The organism is Flavobacterium sp. PL002 (assembly GCF_054165825.1).
Genome location: NZ_CM135110.1, coordinates 2,922,246 through 2,945,341 on the forward strand (window position 1 = coordinate 2,922,246; position 23,096 = coordinate 2,945,341).

At 32.5% G+C, this 23,096-nt stretch carries 17 protein-coding genes; 9 read left to right on the forward strand and 8 right to left on the reverse strand.

What is annotated here, in order from left to right:
• The first annotated feature begins 84 nt into the window (after positions 1-84).
• From ACVEGE_RS12740 to ACVEGE_RS12765, 6 genes are all read left to right on the forward strand, one after another.
• A complete protein-coding gene (locus ACVEGE_RS12740; RefSeq protein WP_192499838.1) occupies positions 85-612 on the forward strand; it encodes an NADPH-dependent FMN reductase in 528 nt (175 codons plus the stop codon).
• A 128-nt stretch (positions 613-740) separates the two neighbouring features.
• Positions 741-2,603, forward strand: a complete 1,863-nt coding sequence (locus ACVEGE_RS12745) for a DNA topoisomerase IV subunit B (RefSeq protein ID WP_173853168.1) — start codon at positions 741-743, stop codon at positions 2,601-2,603.
• A gap of 28 nt (positions 2,604-2,631) precedes the next feature.
• Positions 2,632-3,693 (forward strand): PDDEXK nuclease domain-containing protein, encoded by a 1,062-nt coding sequence (locus ACVEGE_RS12750; protein WP_192499837.1) that lies wholly within the window; start codon positions 2,632-2,634, stop codon positions 3,691-3,693.
• A 7-nt stretch (positions 3,694-3,700) separates the two neighbouring features.
• The gene (locus ACVEGE_RS12755; RefSeq protein ID WP_192499836.1) at positions 3,701-6,403 is read left to right on the forward strand and encodes a DNA gyrase/topoisomerase IV subunit A; all 2,703 of its coding nucleotides are present in this window, start codon (positions 3,701-3,703) and stop codon (positions 6,401-6,403) included.
• A gap of 263 nt (positions 6,404-6,666) precedes the next feature.
• Entirely contained in the window at positions 6,667-7,731 is a 1,065-nt protein-coding gene (locus ACVEGE_RS12760; protein ID WP_173853165.1) for a hypothetical protein, read from the forward strand.
• 36 nt (positions 7,732-7,767) lie between these two features.
• The gene (locus tag ACVEGE_RS12765) at positions 7,768-8,652 is read left to right on the forward strand and encodes an NHL repeat-containing protein (RefSeq protein ID WP_192499835.1); all 885 of its coding nucleotides are present in this window, start codon (positions 7,768-7,770) and stop codon (positions 8,650-8,652) included.
• On the opposite strand, the gene ACVEGE_RS12770 is transcribed toward ACVEGE_RS12765, so the two are convergent.
• The gene (locus ACVEGE_RS12770) at positions 8,635-12,366 is read right to left on the reverse strand and encodes a metallophosphoesterase (protein WP_192499834.1); all 3,732 of its coding nucleotides are present in this window, start codon (positions 12,364-12,366) and stop codon (positions 8,635-8,637) included. The genes ACVEGE_RS12765 and ACVEGE_RS12770 overlap by 18 nt on opposite strands.
• A 25-nt stretch (positions 12,367-12,391) precedes the next feature.
• Between ACVEGE_RS12770 and ACVEGE_RS12775 the strand changes: the two genes are divergently transcribed.
• Positions 12,392-13,603, forward strand: a complete 1,212-nt coding sequence (locus ACVEGE_RS12775; protein WP_192499833.1) for a Pycsar system effector family protein — start codon at positions 12,392-12,394, stop codon at positions 13,601-13,603.
• Here ACVEGE_RS12775 and ACVEGE_RS12780 read toward each other — a convergent pair.
• The 7 genes from ACVEGE_RS12780 to ACVEGE_RS12810 all read right to left on the reverse strand — a co-directional run bounded on the left by ACVEGE_RS12780 (position 13,600) and on the right by ACVEGE_RS12810 (position 20,903).
• Positions 13,600-15,963: a GAF domain-containing protein gene (locus ACVEGE_RS12780; RefSeq protein WP_192499832.1), complete on the reverse strand. Its 2,364-nt coding sequence runs from the start codon at positions 15,961-15,963 to the stop codon at positions 13,600-13,602. The genes ACVEGE_RS12775 and ACVEGE_RS12780 overlap by 4 nt on opposite strands.
• Positions 15,964-16,109: 146 nt before the next feature.
• Positions 16,110-17,168 carry a nucleoid-associated protein gene (locus ACVEGE_RS12785; protein WP_173853160.1) on the reverse strand — a complete coding sequence of 353 codons (1,059 nt, stop codon included), beginning with the start codon at positions 17,166-17,168 and terminating at the stop codon, positions 16,110-16,112.
• Positions 17,169-17,236: 68 nt separating this feature from the next.
• A complete protein-coding gene (locus tag ACVEGE_RS12790; protein WP_173855614.1) occupies positions 17,237-17,593 on the reverse strand; it encodes a four helix bundle protein in 357 nt (118 codons plus the stop codon).
• Between the two features lie 68 nt (positions 17,594-17,661).
• Positions 17,662-18,201, reverse strand: a complete 540-nt coding sequence (locus ACVEGE_RS12795) for an IS1096 element passenger TnpR family protein (RefSeq protein WP_173853158.1) — start codon at positions 18,199-18,201, stop codon at positions 17,662-17,664.
• Positions 18,202-18,299: 98 nt separating this feature from the next.
• On the reverse strand, positions 18,300-18,911 hold the full coding sequence (locus ACVEGE_RS12800; RefSeq protein ID WP_173855615.1) for an HPP family protein: 612 nt from the start codon (positions 18,909-18,911) through the stop codon (positions 18,300-18,302).
• Between the two features lie 6 nt (positions 18,912-18,917).
• A complete protein-coding gene (locus ACVEGE_RS12805) occupies positions 18,918-20,168 on the reverse strand; it encodes a chloride channel protein (protein WP_370566932.1) in 1,251 nt (416 codons plus the stop codon).
• A 177-nt stretch (positions 20,169-20,345) separates the two neighbouring features.
• On the reverse strand, positions 20,346-20,903 hold the full coding sequence (locus tag ACVEGE_RS12810) for a sugar O-acetyltransferase (RefSeq protein WP_192499830.1): 558 nt from the start codon (positions 20,901-20,903) through the stop codon (positions 20,346-20,348).
• Between the two features lie 524 nt (positions 20,904-21,427).
• Here ACVEGE_RS12810 and ACVEGE_RS12815 point away from each other — a divergent pair.
• Together ACVEGE_RS12815 and ACVEGE_RS12820 are read left to right on the forward strand one after the other, a co-directional pair.
• Positions 21,428-22,765 carry a histidine kinase gene (locus ACVEGE_RS12815; protein ID WP_192499829.1) on the forward strand — a complete coding sequence of 446 codons (1,338 nt, stop codon included), beginning with the start codon at positions 21,428-21,430 and terminating at the stop codon, positions 22,763-22,765.
• Positions 22,766-22,773: 8 nt separating this feature from the next.
• On the forward strand, positions 22,774-23,094 hold the full coding sequence (locus tag ACVEGE_RS12820; protein ID WP_173855619.1) for a 2TM domain-containing protein: 321 nt from the start codon (positions 22,774-22,776) through the stop codon (positions 23,092-23,094).
• Positions 23,095-23,096: the final 2 nt, after the last annotated feature.

Consider the following 23,096-nt stretch of genomic DNA (forward strand, 5'->3'; position numbering starts at 1 on the left):
TTCATTCGCATTTAATTATTTAGGAGTAATATTAATTTTTGTTCTTGTAATTATATACTTTTCCCCTAACTTTATAAAAAAAAAATGAAAATAATCGCTTTTGGCGCAAGCCCTAGTAAAAACTCAATCAATAAAAAATTAGCAACTTATGCCGCTTCGCTTTTTGAAAATGCTCAAGTAGAAGTATTGGATTTAAATGATTACCAAATGCCAATATTTAGTGTAGATATTGAAGAAACAATTGGTCAACATAAATTCGCTCAAGCTTTTCTGGATAAAATTGCTACTGCTGATATTTTGGTGATTTCTATGGCTGAAAATAACGGAAATTATTCTGCTGCTTTCAAAAATATTTTGGATTGGTGTTCTAGAATCAATGGAAAAGTTTTTCAACAAAAACCAATGTTGTTAATGGCTACTTCGCCTGGAGGTAGAGGCGCAGCAACTGTTTTAGAAATAGCTAAAAATGCTTTCCCGCGTCATGGAGCAATCATAAAAGCAACTTTTTCCGTACCCAATTTTGACGATAATTTTGATATAGAAAAAGGGCAAATTACAAACACCGATTTAGATACTGAATTGAAGCAGATTGTCAAGAAGTGGGTCTCATAAAATCAAAAAAACGCTACTATTTAGACTAAAATTCACGTCTCAATATTATTTTTAATAATTTTGAGACGTAGTGCTTTTAAAATATATCGAGATATGCTATATTAGCACAAAATCGATAAACTCCCGCAATGTCTGATAAAAATCAATATACCGAAGATAATATTCGGTCACTCGACTGGAAAGAGCACATTCGTATGCGTCCCGGAATGTACATTGGTAAGCTGGGCGACGGATCTTCACCTGATGATGGTATCTATATTTTATTAAAAGAAGTACTCGACAACTGTATCGATGAGTTTGTTATGGGCGCGGGTAAAACGATAGAAGTATCGATCAAAGATAAAACCGTAGCCGTACGCGATTATGGACGTGGAATTCCACTTGGGAAAGTGATTGATGTTGTTTCTAAAATGAATACGGGAGGAAAATATGACTCGCTAGCATTTAAGAAATCGGTGGGTTTGAATGGTGTAGGAACCAAGGCGGTTAATGCACTGTCTAATTATTTTAGAGTTGAGTCAGTTCGTGAGGACAAACAAAAAGCAGCCGAATTCTCAGCAGGAAATTTAGTTCTTGAAGAGGAAATTATTGATACTACAAAACGAAAAGGAACTAAAGTAACCTTTATTCCAGATGAAGCGATTTTTAAAAACTATAAATTCAGAAATGAATATGTGGTTAAAATGCTTAAAAATTATTGTTACTTAAACACAGGATTAACAATAATTTATAACGGAGAAAAATACTTTTCGGATAACGGATTAAAAGATTTATTAGAAGAAAATATTGCTGAGGAAGATATGGTTTACCCAATCATTCACTTAAAAGGCGATGATATAGAGTTGGCAATTACACACAGTAAATCACAATATAGTGAGGAATACCACTCTTTTGTAAATGGACAAAACACTACGCAAGGAGGGACACACTTAGTTGCTTTTAGAGAAGCGCTGGTAAAAACAATACGTGAATTTTACAATAAAAGTTTCGAGTCTTCTGATATTCGTAAGTCGGTAGTAAGTGCCGTGAGTATAAAAGTGATGGAGCCCGTTTTTGAATCACAAACAAAAACCAAATTAGGTTCTACTGACATGGGTTCAGAAGAAGGGATGCCTTCGGTACGAACATTTGTAAATGATTTTGTAAAAAATAAATTAGATAATTTTTTACATAAAAACCCAGAAACAGCCGATTTACTTTTACGTAAAATTCTACAAGCAGAGAGAGAACGTAAAGAACTTTCAGGTATTAGAAAACTAGCAAAAGATCGTGCTAAGAAATCCAACTTACACAATAAAAAATTACGTGATTGTCGCGTGCATTTACCTGATATTAAAAATGCGCGTTACCTAGAAAGTACGTTGTTTATCACAGAGGGAGATTCGGCTTCGGGATCGATTACAAAATCTCGTGATGTGAATACACAAGCGGTATTTAGTTTACGTGGAAAACCGTTGAACTCGTACGGAATGAGCAAGAAAATTGTTTATGAAAATGAAGAGTTTAATTTGCTTCAAGCGGCATTAGATATTGAAGATGACATGGAAAACCTGCGTTACAACAATATTGTAATCGCAACAGATGCCGATGTCGATGGAATGCACATTCGTTTGTTATTGATTACTTTCTTTTTGCAGTTTTTTCCAGAATTAATTAAAGAAGGACATTTATATATTTTACAAACCCCTTTGTTTAGGGTTCGAAATAAAAAGGAAACGATTTACTGCTACTCTGATGATGAGAAAAAAGCGGCTATCGAAAAGCTAAAACCCAAGCCAGAAATCACTCGATTTAAAGGATTAGGGGAAATTTCGCCAGATGAGTTTCAGTTTTTTATTGGAGAAGACATTCGCCTAGACCCAGTGATGATGGATAAAAACACATCAGTAGAGCAATTGCTTTCTTTTTATATGGGTAAAAACACACCGGACCGTCAAGAGTTTATTATTAAGAACTTGAAGGTAGAACTGGATGTGGTAGAGAAGGAGTAGAGTAATAACCTTTTGGGAATAAATACAAGTGTCAAAAAGTCTTCAAAATAAAATTTTATTTTCTCAGGTAGTTGCGCTTTTGCAAAATGCACGCCAACAGGTTTTACGTACGGTAAACGCAACGATGACCTTTACTTATTTTGAGATAGGTAGAATGATTATTGAAGAAGAGCAGAACGGAAAAGAAAGAGCGGAGTATGGCAAGCAAATTTTAAAAGGACTCTCTGCAGATTTAACAAAAGAGTTTGGGAAGGGGTTTTCAATGAGGAATTTAGAACAAATAAGAAAGTTTTATAAAACATATTCAAATTCGTCATCACTGTCGACGATTTTGTATAATCAAATTCCGCAGTCAGTGACTGCGGAATTCAATAATGCTTATTTTGAATTGTTTCGGTCTTATTTCAAATTAACTTGGACTCATTATACTTTCTTAATGCGTATTGATAATGAAGAAGAAAGACGTTTTTACGAAATAGAATCTGAGAAATACAATTGGAGTGTTCGAGAGCTAAAACGGCAATACGATTCGGCCTTGTATACTCGATTGGCTTTAAGTAGAGATAAAGCAGGAGTTTTGAAATTATCTGAAGAAGGACAGCTAATCGAAAAGCCAAAAGACTTGATTAAAGATCCTTATATCTTAGAGTTTTTAGGATTGCCAGAACTGCATCAATATTCAGAATCTGATTTGGAAGAAGAAATCATCAATAAGTTAGAAAGTTTTTTACTGGAATTAGGGCACGGTTTTACATTTGTAGCGCGACAAGACCGGATAACATTTGACGATAAACATTTTAGAATTGACCTAGTTTTCTATAATCGTGTATTGCGATGTTTTGTATTGATAGACTTAAAAATTGGCGAATTGAAACACCAAGACTTGGGACAAATGCAAATGTATGTAAACTATTATGATAGAGAAAAACGTTTGGAAGGCGAAAATAAAACCATCGGAATTGTACTGTGTCAAAACAAAAGTGATTTAGTGGTTGAATATACATTGCCAGAGAATAACGAACAAATCTTTGCTAGTAAATACAAAACGGTATTGCCTAGTAAAGAAGATTTAATAAAATTAATTTCGTAATCACTATATGAAAGACGAGGAAGAAGAAAATATAAATCCAGAGAACGACAATATTAATTCAGAAGATCATGCTATTGATGAAAATCAAGAAGTAGAATCAGATGAGGTAATAGAAAAATCGACAGACGGAGGACATTTTTACGATAATAACGACGATGGTGCAGATACTATAACTAAGGTTACAGGGATGTACAAGGATTGGTTTTTGGACTATGCCTCTTATGTTATTTTGGAGCGCGCTGTTCCAGCAATTGAGGATGGTTTTAAACCAGTGCAGCGTCGTATTATGCACTCGCTAAAAGAGTTGGATGATGGCCGTTATAATAAAGTGGCAAATGTAGTTGGGCACACCATGCAGTATCACCCACACGGGGATGCGAGTATTGGTGACGCTATGGTACAAATAGGTCAAAAAGAATTATTAATAGATTGTCAAGGAAACTGGGGGAATATCCTTACGGGGGATTCTGCGGCAGCTTCACGTTACATTGAAGCACGTTTGTCCAAGTTTGCCTTGGAGGTTTTATATTCTCCAAAAATTACTGATTGGGGAATGTCTTATGATGGTCGTCGTGCAGAACCGAATAATCTTCCGGTAAAATTCCCATTATTATTGGCTTCGGGTGCAGAAGGGATTGCAGTAGGTCTTTCGACCAAAGTATTGCCTCACAATTTTAATGAATTGATTGATGCTTCGGTAAAAATATTAAAAGGAAAACCCTTTACAATTTATCCGGATTTCATGACACAAGGAATTGCCGATGTGTCTAATTACAATGATGGAATGCGTGGCGGTCGTGTGCGTGTGCGTGCAAAAATTGCGCAGCTCGATAAAAATACATTAGTGATTACCCAGATTCCGTTTTCGACAAATACTACAACTTTAATTGATAGTATTTTGAAAGCGAATGATAAAGGGAAAATAAAAATCAAAAAAATAGAGGATAACACGGCAGCAAATGTGGAGATATTGATCCATTTGTATCCAGGTGTTTCACCAGATAAAACGATTGATGCTTTATTTGCTTTCACGGCTTGTGAGACTTCTGTAGCGCCATTAGGTTGTGTTATTGAAGATAATAAACCGCTGTTTGTTGGGGTTTCTCATATGTTGAAAATTTCGACAGCGCGTACTGTTCAATTGCTTAAAAGCGAACTCGAGATTCAATTGAGCGAACTAGAAGAGCAATGGCATTTTCTTTCTTTGGAACGAATTTTTATCGAAAATAAAATCTACCGCGATATTGAAGAAAAAACTACGAGAGAGGATGTTATTCAGGCAGTTGATGATGGATTAAAACCACATATTAAACATTTAAAACGTGCTATTACTGAGGAAGATATTCTGAGGTTATTAGATATTAGAATCATGCGTATTTCTAAGTTTGATAGTAATAAAGCGCAAGACAAAATTGAAGCACTCGAAGGAAGTATTGAACAAGTAAAACACGATTTAGAGCATTTAATTGATTTTGCAATTGCTTATTTTGTAAAATTAAAAGAGAAATACGGTAAAGGGCGTGAGCGTCAAACTGAGCTACGTGTTTTTGATGATATTGAAGCTACAAAAGTAGTGCTGCGAAATACAAAATTATACGTTAATAGAGAAGAAGGGTTTGTAGGTACTAGTCTTAAAAAGGACGAATATGTAACTGATTGTTCTGATATTGATGATGTTATTGTTTTTTTACGTGATGGGAATATGATGATTACTAAAGTTGATGCAAAAACTTTTGTAGGGAAAGATATTATCCATATTGCTATTTTTGATAAGAGTGATAAGCGTACGATTAATAATGTGATTTATCGTGACGGAAAATCAGGTCCGTCTTACATAAAACGTTTCAATGTCTCTGGAGTTACCCGCGATAAATTATATGATTTAACTAATGGTACTAAAGGGTCTCAAATATTGTATTTTACTTCTAATCCAAATGGTGAAGCTGAGGTAATAACAATAATACTAAGACAAGTAGGTAGTATTAAAAAACTGAAATTCGATATTGATTTTGCTAAACTAGCTATAAAAGGGCGTGGTTCTAAAGGGAATTTAGCGAGTAAATATCCAATAAAAAAGATTGAGATCAAGGAAAAAGGAATCTCTACATTATTACCAAGAAAAGTGTGGTATGATGATACAGTTCGTCGCTTAAATGTTGACGGCAGAGGAGATTTATTAGGAGAGTTTAGACCGAGTGATAAAATTCTAATAGTACAACAATCAGGTAAGTTAAAAGTTGTTGTCCCTGAACTAACAACGCATTTTGAAACAGATATGGTTGTGCTAGAAAAATGGATCCCTAAAAAACCAATTTCGGCAATATATTATGATGGGGAGAAAGAGCGTTATTATCTAAAACGTTTTTTAGTAGAAACAGAAAACAAAGAAGAAATATTTATAACAGAACACCCTAATTCACAATTAGAAATTATATCAACAGACTATCGTCCTGTGGCAGAATTAGTTTTTCCAAAAATTAAAGGAGTCCAAAAAGAAAGTGTAACAATTGATATCGAGGGTTTTATTGCTGTAAAAGGCTTTAAAGCTCTGGGAAATCAGTTGACAACTGATAAGTTGAAACAAGTTAATATGCTGGATCCATTGCCTTATGAGGTTCCGGAGGAAATTGTTCCAGTTAGAAATAATACTGGCGATGATGATAATCCTGATGTTCAGCTTGATGAAGATGGACAAGCAATATTATTTTAGAAAAATATTTTGTACTATTTAAAGTAGTTTATTAAAATATAAAGGTTCACTTTTTAAGTAAAGTGAACCTTTTTTAATGCCACTATCTGCTGTTAAACAATTGCTATAAAGCGTTAATAAAGTACAATTATCTTTGATTATCGTTTCAAATTTATTAAATTGTAGGAAAACGTGTTTTTTTGAATACAAATGCGTTTTAATAATTTTCAATATTTATTTTAAGCTTTAATTTAATGTAAATTTGTACAAAACACAAGTAATACATGGAAGATACCTTCATACAATTTAAAAAACCGTCCTATCCAATTAACAAGTCGTTATTTGAATATTTAGGACGTTTTGACCGTATATCTAAAGTTGAGATATGTTATGATGATTTATTGCGTTTTTCAGGCTCTATCAATGTTTATGATAAACAGGATAATGATACCTTGTGGGCAAGGGTTTTCTATAATGAATTTGAAAGGAATGAAATTGATTTGAATCTAAAAAAAATCTATTCGCTACTACATTCTGATGGAAACCTTGATATTATAAAGTTCTTAAATGTAGATTCAATTGATTATTGCACTTTTGGGAATTCAAAACCTTTTCGAATAAAAGTTCGAAATATTTTAAATGATAACTACACGCATTTTTATGTAAAAAAAGCTGATGCTTCGCGTATTTATGGTTTAGAACTAGAGCATATTTTATCACCTGATAAAATCAATTTTTTGGTTTATGAAGACACATTGATTGAAGAGCATATTATAGGTATTCCAGGTGATGTTTTTATGGATACTTTACTAAAAAACTGTACCGAAACTGAAAAAGCACAAATAGCTAAAGAGTTTGTGAAATTCAATGAACGTTGCATGATTAGACTCTTAGGAGACATGAGGGCATATAATTATGTTATTGTTCCTATTCACGATTTTGATCAAGTTGTATATAAAATACGACCAATTGATTTTGATCAACAATGTTATGAAGGGAATTTTAAAGTGTACCGACCACAGTTTTTTAAAGAAAACTACCCTATGGTACGCTTAGTAAAAGAGAAATTGCAAGAGAGCTCAATAGAACAATATAAAAATGAAGAGCGCGCCGTATTAGCCAAAAGAATTTTATCTGCAGAAACACGTATTAAGCGTATTTTAAAAATTATGGGACAAGATAATATTGCTCCAGAAGAGCATATAACACAACTTAAAATGGACTTGTATCGCTATACGAATGATGTGAATTTTAAGAATGCTAAACGTATGGGTAATGTTTTAAGTGCCGCTTTTAGATTTGTAACACGAAACTATAAAAATGCTAATTTATTTAAACCGGGTTTTTAATCAATTAAACGAATTACAAATAAGATATTATTACGCATGAAAAATTACTTTTCGATATACTCACTCACTTTATTAGTTCTTTCTTGTCAGCAAGATTTAGGTAAATTAAAACCCTTTTTTTCTCTGCCAAATAACTTGAAAGAAGTTTCGGGAGTAGTTTACTTGCCAGAAACTGACTTATTATGGACACTTGAAGATAGCGGAAACGATAATAAAATTTACAGCCTAAATAGCGATGGAGCGATTGTGAACGAAATTACAATTGCTAATACTGCTAATGTTGATTGGGAAGATATTGCTAAAGACAAACAAGGTAATTTATATATTGGTGATTTTGGAAACAATCATAATGATAGAAAAAACCTGTGTATTTACAAGATAAATAAAAAGATGCTTAACGCCAAAGAGGCTACACCAGACTATAAAGTTACTTTTTATTATCCTGAACAAAAGGATTTTCCACCTAAAAAGAAGGAGTTGTTTTATGATGTAGAAGGTTTTTTTGAACTTAATAATTATTTCTATTTGTTTACCAAAGACAGAAGTAAAGATTTTAAAGGGATGACTTCATTGTATAAGATTCCCAATAAAGCAGGGCATCATAAAGCAGAATTATTAGGAAGCATAAAACTGGGTAAAAACTACGATGATGCAGCAATTACTAGTGCAACAATTAGTCCTGATAATTCAAAAGTTATTCTTTTAAGTCACAGTAAAATTTGGATTTTTAAAGATTTTAAATCAGATAATTTTTTATCTGGAGATCTTAAAATGGGCGACTTAAAGCATTACTCTCAAAAAGAAAGTATTGCTTTTAAAGACGCTAATACAATATTCATTGCTGATGAAAAAGTAAAAAAAACAGGCGGTAATGTTTATAAATTAAATTTGGATAAAATTAAATTAGAAACCAAGCCCTAATCCAAAAGTTAAACGACCTTGATCATCAGCACTTTTAAAATAAGTTATCCTTGCCGTTAAGATATCTAAGCCATTAAGCCATAATCCGCCACCAACTGATTGATGCCATTTGGATGAGTTTTCACCATTAAGCCACACTCTTCCATAATCAAAACCTCCAAGAATACCGTAAGTCATCGGAATGATGTTTCTTTTTATTTGGCCTATATTCCATCTAATGTCACTACTTTGAAAGAACGATTGGTTTCCTATAAAACGTTCGTTTCTAAAACCTCTTAAGTCATAATCGCCACCCAAAGCAGCTGCTTGATAGAACTCAAAATTATTGTTTAAAATTGCTTTTCCTTTTAATAAAGTGGCTAAAACTAATTTACCGTTAGCATCAATTTTATGATTAAAATTCAATTTAGATTCAATTGTTGGGAAATTTCTTTTTGTGTCTTCTAGATTGATTTTCCAGCTACCCGTTATAGAAAAGCCCATTCCTATTGTAGGGAAGGCAGTGTTGTCATTATTATCAAAACTATATTTTATACACGCTCCAGCAAATAACTGATTATCAAAAACAGCGGGATTGATACTATTTGACAATCTAATGAAACGGTCATTTATACGTTCTACATCAATGTTTTCAATTTCAGTTTTAAATTTAATGATACTCCCGTTTTTACCAATTCGGGTAAGTTGTGGAGCAGCTTTTAAAATACGAATGCGAACACGATTGAAGTCTTTGCCATCTTCTTCATCATTATTAATAGTATTATTACCGTAACCAAAATAGTTAATAGCAAAATTGGGACTCGTAAATTGGGTATCTAAATTAAAATCAAAATCACCAATTAACTTTGGTACACTTAAATTATACAATAATTCAAAACCACCCGTAGCAAAATAATAATTGGCCTTAAGTAGGTGTTTGCGTGTATACGGATTTTGCTTGAACCTATTAACAGTATAGTTTGCTATGATTCCAATTTTTACTCCGTCATCAGGATTAAAACCTAAGATAGGTAGCCCAGAGAAGAAGTTGTATTTTGGTTTTCGATAATCATAAAGAATAGTTTCATAATCATCAGTCAAAGATTTCTTCGTTTTAGAGTCGATCGCGTAAGTGTTGTCTTTTGATTTAAAATCAATAATTTCAATATTTTTACCTTTCTCTATGGTATAAATATCATTGTTTTGCCCTCCAATTAACCGAATGTTAATTCCGTTATTGCGAGTTCCTTTTACAACAAATTCATCATCATCATCAAGCCCGTAAACCCAAATGTTTTTAGTAGACTTGTGAGTAAAAGTCTTTTTATACATAAATTGTTCGCCCTCTTTTTTTAATCTTGATACAGTTACTACAATCTCTTTTTTTGCAGTACGATCAATAACAAAACGATCTTTTTTATTGGTACCAACTAATAAAACCGTTTTTTGTAAAACATGGTAATATCTTGCTGCATATTGTGTTAATTTTGTTCTTCGGGATTTAATATTTGCCTTAATCTCTTCAATGGTGTGGTCTTTGACTTCAGTAGGTAAATTATCAAATGCATGTGCGATATCATCATCTGATAGGTTATCTTGAATGTATTTAGCTTGTGCCAGCCAGTCTTTTTCAGCAGCAGTTTTTAGAAATGCTAAATCAAGCGTGTAAGCCTCGCGATTAAACCATTTTACATTTTTAATATCTTTTTTAAATGATTGCATGTGCCTTAAAGCCGGGATATTCATTAAAATAGAAAGCAGTGTCCCATCATATTTAGAGAATGCTTGATCGCGATCTCTAGGAATAGGCTTGTAAATCACTTTATCGCCCACTTTATATTCGCCCCAGCGCCATTGATCGTAATGCCTGTCCCAATCGCCTATAAGCATGTCAAATAAACGCGCTTTTATATACTCATCTTGATCGACAGCATATTTTTCATCTTTCCGTAAATTTTCTAAAACATCATCGGTACTTATAATATCTATTGGAGTATCGCCAAAGCCTGCTAGGTTTTTTTGTTCTTTAGACGGACGCTCTTCAACTAAATACAATTCATCACCAAAATTTTCATTAAAATCTTTTAGTTGGTTTTGTTTTGGAATATAATAAAGCAATGGATTAGTGTGTGCTACGCCAATTTTTTCAGCCAAATTGCCAACTGATAGTGGTGCGTAAGGGTGGGAAGTAGTGTAAAAATCATAAAGAAAATCTTCGGCAATAGTATTTTGAAAACTTTCCTCAACGTATTGGTCTTTAAAGGCTACATTTTGTAAAAAACGAGAAACGCTTTTCTTTACTGCACGCATTACATATTCCTTTCCGTTTGCATCTTCAAGACGCAAAGATTTAGATTGATGACCACCACCAGCAATTGTAGGAGTTACACCGGCATAAAGTTGATCAAGAGTTATTGTTTTTACAGCTATTTGTTTTCCAAAATACTCTCTGTAATGTTTTCCAAATAAAAAATTGTGAACACTACTTTTATCGATCATATCTGGAGTGTAAACCGATGCTTTTATTGTATCTGGAAAAGTGGTAGGATAATCTAATGTTACTTTTGTTTTTGGGAATAAAATGGTTTTCTTAAACAATAAATTGAGTTTGTCATTTTCTCTTCCGTAAAAAGAAACCATTGCTTTTCCTGTATCATAAAGGGATAGTGTTGCAAAACCATTTTTTCCGTATGAAAAATCATTTGGGTAAACCGCCTTTGCAGCTTCGGACTTAGAACCAGCACCACTGATGATTTGCTTGATGTTTTCATGGTCAATATATTGTAAATTATGATCGTGTCCAGAAACTACAATTACATTAGTGAAACCTTTTACATAGGTTTGAATACGGTTTGATAATTCGCTATATTTTTTGTTTTGAATGTCTTGCGGACTGATACCTGACGTTTTTCTTAAAAAATTAATAACAGAACCAATTACAGGCAACGGAATTTTTTGTTCCAGCGGAAAAAGTTGTTTTTTTAAGGAAAACTGTCCACCATGCGTACCATTACTCAATAATGGATGGTGAAGTGCTAAAATTACCGTTTTGTCTTTATTCTTGCTTAGTAAACTTTCTAATTCAGCAAAGAAATCTTCACGAGTTTTAATATCACAATTATCATTTATTGTAGGTGATTTATTCCAGTCTTCTAAAAACCATTGACTATCAATCGTAATTAGAGTGGTTAAATCGTTAATTTCTATATCATCTATTGCACAAGTTTTTTGGGGTGAAAAAGCGTGTTTGTCATTTAAATAGTCAGTAATGAATTCGCCTTGTTTTTCAAGCGCTTTAATTCCGCTGTACCAATCGTGGTTTCCAGGAATAAATACGGTTTTTCCTTTAAATTGTTTAGTAAGTGCTAATTGAGCTAATAATTTGTCTTCGGCAATTTTATAGTTGGCATCGTCTTTCTTACTTGGTAATCCTTTAGGGTATATATTGTCTCCTAGAAATAATAAAGTGCTGTTTTTATTAGCAACCACAAGTTGTTCCTGAAGCAATTGCAACATTTTTTGAGGTTCAGTTTCATCAGCATTTCCAGCGTCACCAACTAAAAAAAAAGTATGCGTAACTTTTGCAGTGTCAGCTTCGTTTTGAGGAACAGGAGTTTCTACTTTACTACCATATTGCGCCTTTTTAGTAGCACAAGATTGTAGCAAAAAGAGTACTATTGGTAAGTAAAGAAATATTTTATTTTTGATAAATCGATTATCCGAAAACATTTTCATAATTTAGTGGTATAAAAAATTATTTATGACCCTTATAGCGCAAGCCGAAGATTTTGTCCGTAAATTATTCAAAGATAAACTTTCTATTTCATTTATTTACCACAATTTAGACCACACTTTTGATGTGGTTTCGGCGGTTACCATCCTATCTGACAGAGAAAATCTAACACCTTTAGAGACAGAAATGATGATAGTAGCAGCATGGTTTCATGATACAGGTTATACTAAAGGTTGTGATAATCATGAAGATGCGAGTATTGCTATTGCAAAAGATTTTTTAAAGGATAAGGGTAAAGACGAAGCTTTTATTACAGCTGTTGCTAAAGTTATTAAAGCAACAACGTATAATTATGCACCTGTTACTATTTTCGAAAAAATCATTAGAGATGCTGATTATTCTCACTTTGGAAGAGAAGATTATCTGTCTATTTGTGAGAATTTAAGAAAGGAATGGGAGCTTACGAGTCATAAATTTTACACGAACCTAGAATGGGCACAAGAGAATCTTAAAATAATTTCTAATTTTCATGTATATTACACACAATATGCCCTTGAAAACTGGCAACCCATTAAATTAAAAAATATAAAATTGATAGAAGAGAATATAAATAATATCGAAAATAAAAAGCTTGAAAGTGCTGTTACTACTGAAAAAAAGAAGAAAAAGAAGAAAAAGAAAAAAAAGAAACCCACAAATGGAAAAACGAGTAGAGGAGTAGATACTTTATTCAGAATTACATTAAGCAATCACACTCGTTTAAGCGGAATTGCAGATAGTAAAGCCAATATATTATTATCAGTTAACGCCATTATTATATCAATTGCATTGTCGTCTATCATTCCTAAACTAGATAATGTTCGCAATGGTTATTTGATCATTCCTACATTTATTATGTTGATGTTTAGTGTAGTTTCAATTATTTTTGCAATACTTTCGACTCGTCCAAAAGTAACTAGCGGAACTTTTACGCGACAAGATATTGAGGATAAAAAAGTGAATTTGCTTTTCTTCGGGAATTTTTATAAAATGCCTTTAGATGAGTATGAGTGGGCGGTAAACGAGATGATGAAAGACGACAGTTATTTATACAACTCAATGATTAAAGATTTGTATTATTTGGGACTTGTTTTAGAAAAAAAATACAACCTTTTAAGAATTACCTATAATATATTCATGATCGGGATTATTGTTTCAGTGCTTGCTTTTGTAATCGCTTTCAATTCTATACATGTTTAATTTAACTCTTCTAATAACTCTTGGTAGCTGTATTTATCATCGGGCATATCTGAGTTACATACTTTAATTCGGAGTGCTTTTAAACCAGAAACCCCTTGTAACTCTTGTACATCAAATTGTTCAATTGTAGGTTCAAGGATTTTTTTGAATTGTAAAAACTTAATGTATTTTAGATATTCTTTTTCTTCATAATCGTGAGAATATACGATGGTGATTTTCTCTTTTTGCGTGATTCTTTCCTGAGTGCCTTTTATATTGGCTTTGTCAATGCGTTTTTTTACTACTTCGTAACGCGCATTGTAGGTTCCGTCAACGTCAAAACGTTTTTCATCCATTCGAAAACGAACAGATATTGGGGAACTAAAAACCAAAATTAAAGAGGTTACGTCTAATTCATATGGCAAAACCGATTTAAGGCGGTGGTGCTCTAATTCCATTTTACACAAAGTTTGTAATTGCCATAATCTTAAATTACTCAAATACATCAAGTCAAATTTTTGCATAGGAGCAATGCTTGCGCCAATATATAAGTTGTGCTCTACACCATCCGTTTTAAATCGCTCAAAATAATGTGGGAAAATTTTTTGTGCTTGGATTTGTTCTTTGTCAAGAATTGATGCCATTTTTTTATTAATAATAGACATGGCATTGTCAAAGTTTTTTCTCGAATGATAAAATAGCGCCGTCTTTGAATCTAATTCGGCAAAATAATTTGCAATACGTTTTTGATTCTCCTCATTAATTTTTGATTTGGTTAATATAGGATGAATTTCCTTTAAAATATAAGCTTGAATTTGCTGTTCAGTATCTGCTTTTAACTCTTGTTTTAAATCATTAAAATAGCTTTGCATTTCAAACTTGCGTTGCTCTAATAACGGTAAATCACTTTGTGCAGTTAAATTGTCTACAATAGTGATTAAGGCTTCCAATTGGTTTTTCAAATCGTCTTTTACCGTTTCATTACGATGTTCAGAGGAGCCTTTAATATCAATTTGTCCATATAAAGGATATACTTCTTTAAATACAATTTCCTTAAAAATGTAGTCTTTATTCTTATTGTTAGATTTTAAGTATTTTTGGACTTCTTTTTTGAATTTCCAATACACGCTAGAATGTATGGCAGTGTATTCACGCTGAATTACCGCTTCAATTTGGTTTTCAATATCCCTATTATAGCGCTCCAATGTGTCCACTACATAAGGAAGTACTAAGTCTAAATTTGTAGCATTGACCGTGTTTAAACTTCGCGCACTAGAGGAAACCAATTCTATTATCCCTAATAATTTATCGTCTTTTACAACAGGTGCAAGTATGCAGCTTTGAATATTTTGTTTTAATAAATGGCGTCCTAATTTTTCGTTTCCTGGTATTTCAGCAAATCGTTTAACATTAGAGATTGCAAAAGGTTTTTTTTGATTTAAAATAGTATCAATAGAGCAACTCAATAATGCTTTTTCACAATCAATGTCTTCTTTTTCTAAAAGGATAAAGCTGCCAATTTCATTATTACTATAAGGAGGTTTTGAGAACTTATTTTCTTCCTCATTGTATAGAATAACACCTACTTGTAAATCGGCTATTTTAAATATTGATCGAAATATTTTTTCAAATTTTGGATTACTATCATGCTGATTTTCCTCATTTTTAAGCAGGTTACTTTTTAAGTTAGAAATGGCACTTTCGATGGTAGCATCAAATAAAGTTACAATACCAAAACCTTTAAGGATCCAACTCTCAATAGGGAATTTTTCTTTCCATAAGGAGATATTACTATAGTTATCCATTAACAAGTCGATGTCTTCAGTTGTTAACGCAATAGCATTTTTAGTAGGGATCACTTCGATAAAATCAGCGTTGTATAAAATTCTATAATGTTTCGAAATTCCGTTTTCGTCAGGAATATCATAAAATAGAGGTTTAGTTACTTCAAAACGTTGTTTGTAGTATACATTTAATATCAATATACAGCTCATGATGTAATATTGATCTGCGTCAAAATCCCGAATAGTCATGTCAAAAGCACCACCTGCATTTTTAATAATTTTTTTAAAACGCTCCGAGTAATTGAACATTAAATTTTGAAAAGGAATGGTAACTGCTTTTATTTCGTTGTTCGTTAAAGCAGTGGGAAATAAGTCAACAAGTAAATTTTTGACAAGTACCTCATTTTCTTTAATAAATGATAAGTCAGTAACACCTGATTTTAACTGTGGTAGAGGCGCAATTTCTTTAAGTAAGGCTTTTGCATAATTAGCACGATAATCAATAGCTGTTAAAGCGATTTCCTCCATAGATTCAATTAATCGATGAAAAGAAATTTGAGTAATAAATGGGCTTTCAGTGTATAAATTATAGTTCATGTGGCAACAATATTAAGTTACAAAATTACTAATTTACGGACGGCTGAAGGGTATAAAGCTGGATTAATTTTAAAATGAAAAAAAAGTTCCTCAATTACATATAGTAAATGAGGAACTTTAAAATTATTACACACTATAAGGAGTAATTATGATTTTTGTTCTTTATTGAAGTAAACAAGGTAGTAGTACATTTGTTTCTCTTCGTCCCATCCTTTTTCTACATATTTTTCTGCACTTTCAGGATTAATAAAGTCCATTTTTATCTGGATATTAGTATCTAAATTGATAACGTTTTTAATTGATTTACGTGCATCAGATACTGCTGCATTAGCAATGGGGAAAGACGTTACATCTTCAATGCTGTATTTTTCTCCTTTATCAACTTTGTAATTTTTAAATTCCGGAATCAAATCAGGATTGTCTAATACTTCGTTTAAAAAGTTGGTTTCTTCAAACTGATCGTTTTTTGCAAAGTAATTTACAGAACGGTTCATGAACATTACCTCTTCTTTTTTATCTTCTGCAGGAAAAACTACGTCTTTTGCAAAGCCTTGACAAAATTTCAAGTATTTTTTAGTAATGAAATTTTCATCTTCAAAAGCATCTACAGATAAGAAATGTTCTAACCAATAACGCGCGTCATAACGGTTACTATCTACGGTTAAAATTTTATATCCTTCTTCTTTTTTATGGTTAAAAATGATGCAACCTTTATCTAATTTACTCAGGTTTACACCTTGTTGCAAAATCATTTCAAGATGTGTTCCTTTTTCTTCAAACTGTAAAAAATCAGCTTGTAGTTCACTTTTAAAAATTCCAATAGCATCAACAGGATTATTGTCAATATTTACATTAGTTAAATACGTAACATATACTTCACCATTTTTTATGTGTGGGTGATTTGATTGCTCAAATAAATGTTTGGTAATTTTTTTAGAAGTCTCGTGTAAGTTTGACGGATTTTCAAAAATTTCAGTAGCAAATTTATACATATCGTTGTAGTCTAAATCTACTTCGTGCGCAAACTGAAAATAGTTTTCTTCTTTTTCTCTAAAAGGTTTTAAGAAAAATTCTTTCATTAGAGGAACAATTTCGTCATTTAGAGTAAACGGTTGCTCTGATAAAAAAATAGCTTCATTACGACTTTTGTTTCCTACTCTGTGAATAGAAAGCGTCTCGATGTGCGTGTTAAATAAGTTGATCATTGGATATAAGTTTCAAAGTTTCAGAGAATCAAAGTTTCAAAGGTTTTTGTAAAAGAATAAGCTAATTGTTAATCAGTTTTTATTTTTCTGGAAAAAGCACTTAACATTCTTTCTACCTCTCTGCTAGCTTCGTATATTTTGTTAAATTGTATTTGGTTAATATATTTTAAATTAAAAGCAATTTCAATTTGCGTTTGCATTTCAAACAATGATGCAATAGCAATATTTAAAAACTTCAAGTAATCTTTATTTCCGTTCCTTCCATAGCCCTCGGCAATGTTGCTAGGAATTGATATCGCACTTCTTCTTATTTGTGAGGTAAGTGAATATATCTCTTCTTTTGGAAAATGGTTTGAAAGCGTATAAATTTCGGTAACGAGTGCCATTGATTTTTGCCATATTAATAAATCTCTAAATGTTCCCATATATTTTTTATTTTGACTAGCAATCCTTTGTTACTTTGAAACTATGAAGCTTTGCTGCTTAAAAGAAACTAATTCCACTGATCCTCAGATCCGTAATCTTCAAAGCTATCGTCTCCTTCAAACATGTCTAGGTCATCTTCATCTAGGCCGTCTTCGTAGTCATTAGCATAATCATCGGCGTTATCAGCTTCAAAGTTTTTCTCCATCGCTTCGTCTGGCATTTCTCCGTGAGAGAATAATGTTTCAGGGTATAAATTACCTGCTTCCTCCTCTTCAATAGCGGCAAGTTCAACAAGAAATGTCCACATATTGATAAAGTCATATACATAGATAATCTTAGTGTTTTCATCGTCTAGCAAGTCTGATAGAACGTAATCACTCATGATTTTTTGCTCTCCCAACACATCACCTGTGTCAAACATCGAAATTTCATCTTCTTGATTCCAAGTTTCATCACAAGTGTAGAAAGAAGCGACATCCATACCATCAAAACCAAAGGAGTTGAAGATTGCGTTGTGTAAATCTTCTAAAGTATCTTCAGCAAGTATTGCAATATCTCTAAATATATCTTCTTCTGCATCTAGAATTACTCTGAATTTGTAAACCATAATCTTTGTTTTTATTGAAAAGTCAAAGGTAAAATTTAATTTTAGATATTCATTTTAAGAATCTTGATTTGTTAATAAGATTTACAAAAAAGGTTATTCTACAGCTTCAATTTTTTTTGAATGATTCTTTTTCTAAAGTTGTGGTATTTTTTATGAAATTGATTATTACTAGGATAGCTTCTTTTAGAAGTTATATTATTGACAACTAATGCAACCACCAATAAAATTAATACGCCACTAAGTACAGGTGAAATTACATACCAATACCCTAAGCTTTTAATGTGTGAGGATCCAGTTACCGCTATAAGCGCAGTAGCACCACCCGGTGGATGTAATGTTTTAGTTAGTTGCATTAAAATTATCGAAATAGATACTGATAATGCTGCTGCTAACCACATAATATCGGGTACTAATTTAACAACAGTAACTCCAACAATAGCAGAAATTACATGACCTCCAATCAAATTTCGTGGTTGTGCTAACGGACTTTGGATAATACCATAAATCAAAACAGAGGAAGCGCCAAAAGAACCAATTAGAAAGAGCACATCAGCATCTGGAAGTGTTTGAGATTGCAAATAAGCAAGTGTCCCAATCCCAATGAAAGAACCAACAAACGACCAAAATTTCTCTCTAAAGTCAACTAATGTTTCTTTATAAAGTATGTATTTGGCCTTACGATAACTTCTTTTAATTTTTTCTGTAGCCATATAATATTATTTTGCTACACTAGCAGCGTAAGAATAAACAGAATAAGGATAGATCATCTTTGCAGTATATTTTGAAATAAGGCAAACGAGTAAGATTGGGAAAAATAAAGTGTAATCATTGATTAAGCCACAAATTAAAAACAACGCAGTAAAAGGGGCGTGGATACTAGCACTTAAAACGGCTGCCATCCCAATAACCATAAAGTTTACCGGAATTACATTTGCATTAAAATAAGTATTTAAAATTAATGCTACAAACAATCCCAAAAATGCTCCAATAAATAGGCTTGGCGCAAAAACTCCGCCGTCACCACCAGAAAACAAAGTCGCCGATGTTACAATAGGTTTCAAAACAATGATTCCGATAAAAGTATAAAGTAAATGAACCGATATTTTTGCTTCATTTGGATTTGTAAAAATCATTTTGAGGGCATGATATCCTTCTCCATATAATTGAGGAAAGAAAAATAAGGAAGTACTTAATATAACGGAGCCTATTAAAATTTTGTAATAATGACTTTTTATTAACTTTAGATTATTTTTAAAAAACAATACACAACGTGTCATGTAAACAGAGTTAATCCCTGCTATAATCCCTAACAAAATAAAATACGGAATAGCTCTAATATACCAAGTCGTAATGTGTACTGCAAATAGCGGTTCTTCATCAATTAAATAAACCAACCCAAAAGCTACTATGACGGCAATTAAATTACTAATTAGGTAAGCACGGGTTACTTTTCTAGAAATCACTTCAAGCACAAAAAAAAGTCCAGCAATAGGACTATTAAACAATGCTGTTATGCCAGCAGCAATTCCAGCACAAATCAATTCAGTTTTGTATTCTCTAAAAACATTTTTTTTTTGCTGTGCAACAGAACCAATAGTTGCAGTAGCTACAACGGTAGAAACCTCAATTCCTGTAGATCCTCCAAAAACAACAGTCAATAATCCATTGATGAAATGGGAAGCAATTTTTGATTTAGGTATGTTTTTAGTTTTGGATCTTGTGCTTTCAAAAACTTCATTGATTCCTTTGTTTTCTTTTTTGTTAAACAAATATTGTCTCAAAAAATAAATAACAGACAATCCAAAAACAGGAAAAACGAATATAAAAACAGGATGTAAACTAGCTTGATTGAAAAAAATATCCTCGTAATGTTCCGTTAGCTTTTTCAATGTTATTCCTAAAAAAGCCGAAAGGAAACCAATTAATAAAGAAACAATTATTAATTTTTGCAGTTTTATTAACGGCATATTTTTTTTAACACGACTTGTTATATTCATTTCAATAGTGATTGTAAATGGTAATTTTAAGATTTTGAGGAGTGCAAATTTAAAGAATTAAATTCCAGCAATGCATGTCACAAAGACATAAGATACTTTTTTTAGGAAAGTTTTATGATAGAATAATATCTTCAAAATAGCGTGATATTATTGGTTTAATTTCCTGATAACTTTTGCAGGATTCCCCACCGCCAATGAATTTTCAGGAATATCCTTGGTAACCACAGATCCTGCGCCAATTACACAACCTTTTCCAATAGTAATTCCTGGGCAAATCACTGTGTTCCCACCAATCCAGCAATCGTTGCCAATGGTGATGGGCAAAGCGCTTTCGAGTGTACGTCGTAATTCGGCCTCGAGTGGGTGAGTAGCCGTGTACAAATGTACGCCAGGAGCAAAAAACACATTCGAACCAATAATCACCGGCGCACAGTCCAGCACTACGCAATTCACGTTAAAGTAAACATTCTCGCCACAACTAATATTGTATCCGTAATCACAGTGAAAAGGGGGCTCGATATACAAGTTTGCACCCGCATCAGGAATCAATTCCTTGATGATTTCCCGCGCTTTTTTAGTAATTCGATATTCGGTAATATTCAATCTATGAAGCAGGTTTTTTGCTCTGCGGCGGTCTTTAACTAGGGTTACGTCGCCCGCATTGTAATAGTCGCCCGCGATCATTTTATCTTTTTCAGTCATCATTTTCTAATAGCTTCTCATTAAATAATTATTTGGGCAAGCCCTACAGTTCCCGATAGCTATCGGGACGTTACAATCTTTTTTTGTCAAAAGCCTCAAAAATGGATTTTCATTGCTATCCCTCATGCAAACTGCCTCCGTAAACATGGGTGTGCGTTTGTAAATATAAACCAAAATTAAAAATCCACAACTCATTCTTGAAAATCAAAAACATGAGTCAAATAATCAATAATTTTATCTGTGCTTATCTGTGGAATTTTTGGGTCAATTCCCTCAATTGTATTTGCTTCTAAATATAGTGCAACAATTCATCCTTAAAATTCAACAGTTCGGTACTTTTAAATTTATTTAAAGTAACAACAGTAGTACTTTTGAAATAGAAATAAATAAGTCATTGTTCGTTAAAATATAAAGAAATAAAAAGCGATACTGATTAAAACCTCACATTCTCTTAAATTTGTAGTAGATGGTGTTGCTTAACATAGTTAAAAAAGGACCATTGCAGCAGTCTGAAAATAATAAATATCATGAACAAACTCATAAAAGAATTTCCGAGAGCATTAATTATTTCGATACTAATTTTTATCGTATTGACTATAATTCCAGTGATGAACGGAGGAATGATCACTTTTGATCATCATTTCAAAGTTAATTTTTTGTACACGGTGTTGTATGGGATGGTTTTGTATTATGCCAATGCAGTTCTTTTTATGGTGCTAAAATCATTTTTCAAACAGCAGGGGTACACGCTCAAAAGATTGGTTGTGAGTCTGTTTAGTTCTCTGGTTTTGTCATTGTTCGTTATTTTTCTACTTCGGATTTTTGAAGATGTAGTTGTCGAAAACAAGAGTTTTGCAACATTTTTCGAATCAGAAACGCTTTCTAATTATATTGTTGCTGCTGTAACTTCATTTGTTGTTTTCCTGGGGATTTACTCGCTTTATTTCTACAAAGCATACAATGAAAATAAAGTCAAAGAACAGAAGATTATTGCAGGAACGGCATCAGCTAAATTCGAAAGTTTAAAAAATCAAATAGATCCTCATTTTCTATTTAATAGTTTAAATGTTTTGAGTTCTTTGATTGAAGAGAATCCAGAGAATGCACAACGTTTTACCACCTCATTATCTAAGGTTTACCGTTATGTTTTGGAACAAAAAGATAAAGATTTAGTCTCGGTTGAGGAGGAGTTGGCTTTCGCCAAAACCTATATGAACTTGTTGAAAATGCGTTTTGAGGACAGCTTGGAATACACAATAGAAATAGAAAACCCAGAGCCCGAAGCTAAGGTTGTGCCACTATCCTTACAGTTACTTTTAGAAAATGCTGTAAAACACAATGTCATCAGTGCAAAAAAACCATTGCGAATTAGGATTTTTATCGAAAACGGCACTTTAGTAGTTCAGAATGACCTCCAAAAGAAAGAAGTGCTGCAAAATAGACAAGGCGTTGGCTTACAAAATATCATCAACAGATACGGAATTATAAGTAAACGCAAAGTAATGATTGAGCAAAATGACCAAACTTTTAAAGTCAAAATACCAATATTAACCAAACAAATTTCAGATATGGAAGCAACTGCAATACATGACGAAAACAATTCGTATTATCGTGCCAAAAAGCGAGTGGAAGAATTAAAAGGGTTTTATGGAAATTTAATATCTTATTGTTGTGTGGTCCCCATTATTATCTACATTAATATAAGATTCTCTCCACAATTTCATTGGTTTTGGTTCTCTGCTGGAGGTTGGGGTTTTGGGGTAATTATGCATGCTTTTAAAGTATTTGGAATTAGTCAAAACTGGGAAGAAAGAAAAATTCAAGAGATTTTAAGTAAGTCAGATAACAATAAAACCTGGAAATAATGATAAAGATGAATCAGAACAGTAATAAAGAAAATCAGGATTTAGAGATAGCGCGTAAAAAAGTCCGAAAATTAAAATCGTTTTATATGCATTTTTTTATCTATATGATTGGTTTAACCTTTTTTATATTGAAAGAATATTTTAAAATAAGGCTTAATATTTTTCCTCTCAACCAGCTTAACTTCTTTGTGATGGCTGTTTGGACCGCTGCTTTTTTAGTGACTTTAGTTGATACCCTAGTGAGCTTTGCTTTTTTTGGAAAAAAATGGGAAGATCGAAAATTACATAACATTATGAATACTAATAATAAAACTCAAAAAGGGAAATAATT

Coding starts and splice junctions, on each gene's coding strand:
- ACVEGE_RS12740 (WP_192499838.1), top strand. CDS start 85: ATGAAAATAATCGCTTTTGGCGCAAGCCCTAGTAAAAACTCAATCAAT.
- ACVEGE_RS12745 (WP_173853168.1), top strand. CDS start 741: ATGTCTGATAAAAATCAATATACCGAAGATAATATTCGGTCACTCGAC.
- ACVEGE_RS12755 (WP_192499836.1), top strand. CDS start 3,701: ATGAAAGACGAGGAAGAAGAAAATATAAATCCAGAGAACGACAATATT.
- ACVEGE_RS12760 (WP_173853165.1), top strand. CDS start 6,667: ATGGAAGATACCTTCATACAATTTAAAAAACCGTCCTATCCAATTAAC.
- ACVEGE_RS12765 (WP_192499835.1), top strand. CDS start 7,768: ATGAAAAATTACTTTTCGATATACTCACTCACTTTATTAGTTCTTTCT.
- ACVEGE_RS12770 (WP_192499834.1), bottom strand. CDS start 12,366: ATGAAAATGTTTTCGGATAATCGATTTATCAAAAATAAAATATTTCTT.
- ACVEGE_RS12775 (WP_192499833.1), top strand. CDS start 12,392: ATGACCCTTATAGCGCAAGCCGAAGATTTTGTCCGTAAATTATTCAAA.
- ACVEGE_RS12780 (WP_192499832.1), bottom strand. CDS start 15,963: ATGAACTATAATTTATACACTGAAAGCCCATTTATTACTCAAATTTCT.
- ACVEGE_RS12785 (WP_173853160.1), bottom strand. CDS start 17,168: ATGATCAACTTATTTAACACGCACATCGAGACGCTTTCTATTCACAGA.
- ACVEGE_RS12790 (WP_173855614.1), bottom strand. CDS start 17,593: ATGGGAACATTTAGAGATTTATTAATATGGCAAAAATCAATGGCACTC.
- ACVEGE_RS12795 (WP_173853158.1), bottom strand. CDS start 18,201: ATGGTTTACAAATTCAGAGTAATTCTAGATGCAGAAGAAGATATATTT.
- ACVEGE_RS12800 (WP_173855615.1), bottom strand. CDS start 18,911: ATGGCTACAGAAAAAATTAAAAGAAGTTATCGTAAGGCCAAATACATA.
- ACVEGE_RS12805 (WP_370566932.1), bottom strand. CDS start 20,168: ATGCCGTTAATAAAACTGCAAAAATTAATAATTGTTTCTTTATTAATT.
- ACVEGE_RS12810 (WP_192499830.1), bottom strand. CDS start 20,903: ATGATGACTGAAAAAGATAAAATGATCGCGGGCGACTATTACAATGCG.
- ACVEGE_RS12815 (WP_192499829.1), top strand. CDS start 21,428: ATGAACAAACTCATAAAAGAATTTCCGAGAGCATTAATTATTTCGATA.
- ACVEGE_RS12820 (WP_173855619.1), top strand. CDS start 22,774: ATGAATCAGAACAGTAATAAAGAAAATCAGGATTTAGAGATAGCGCGT.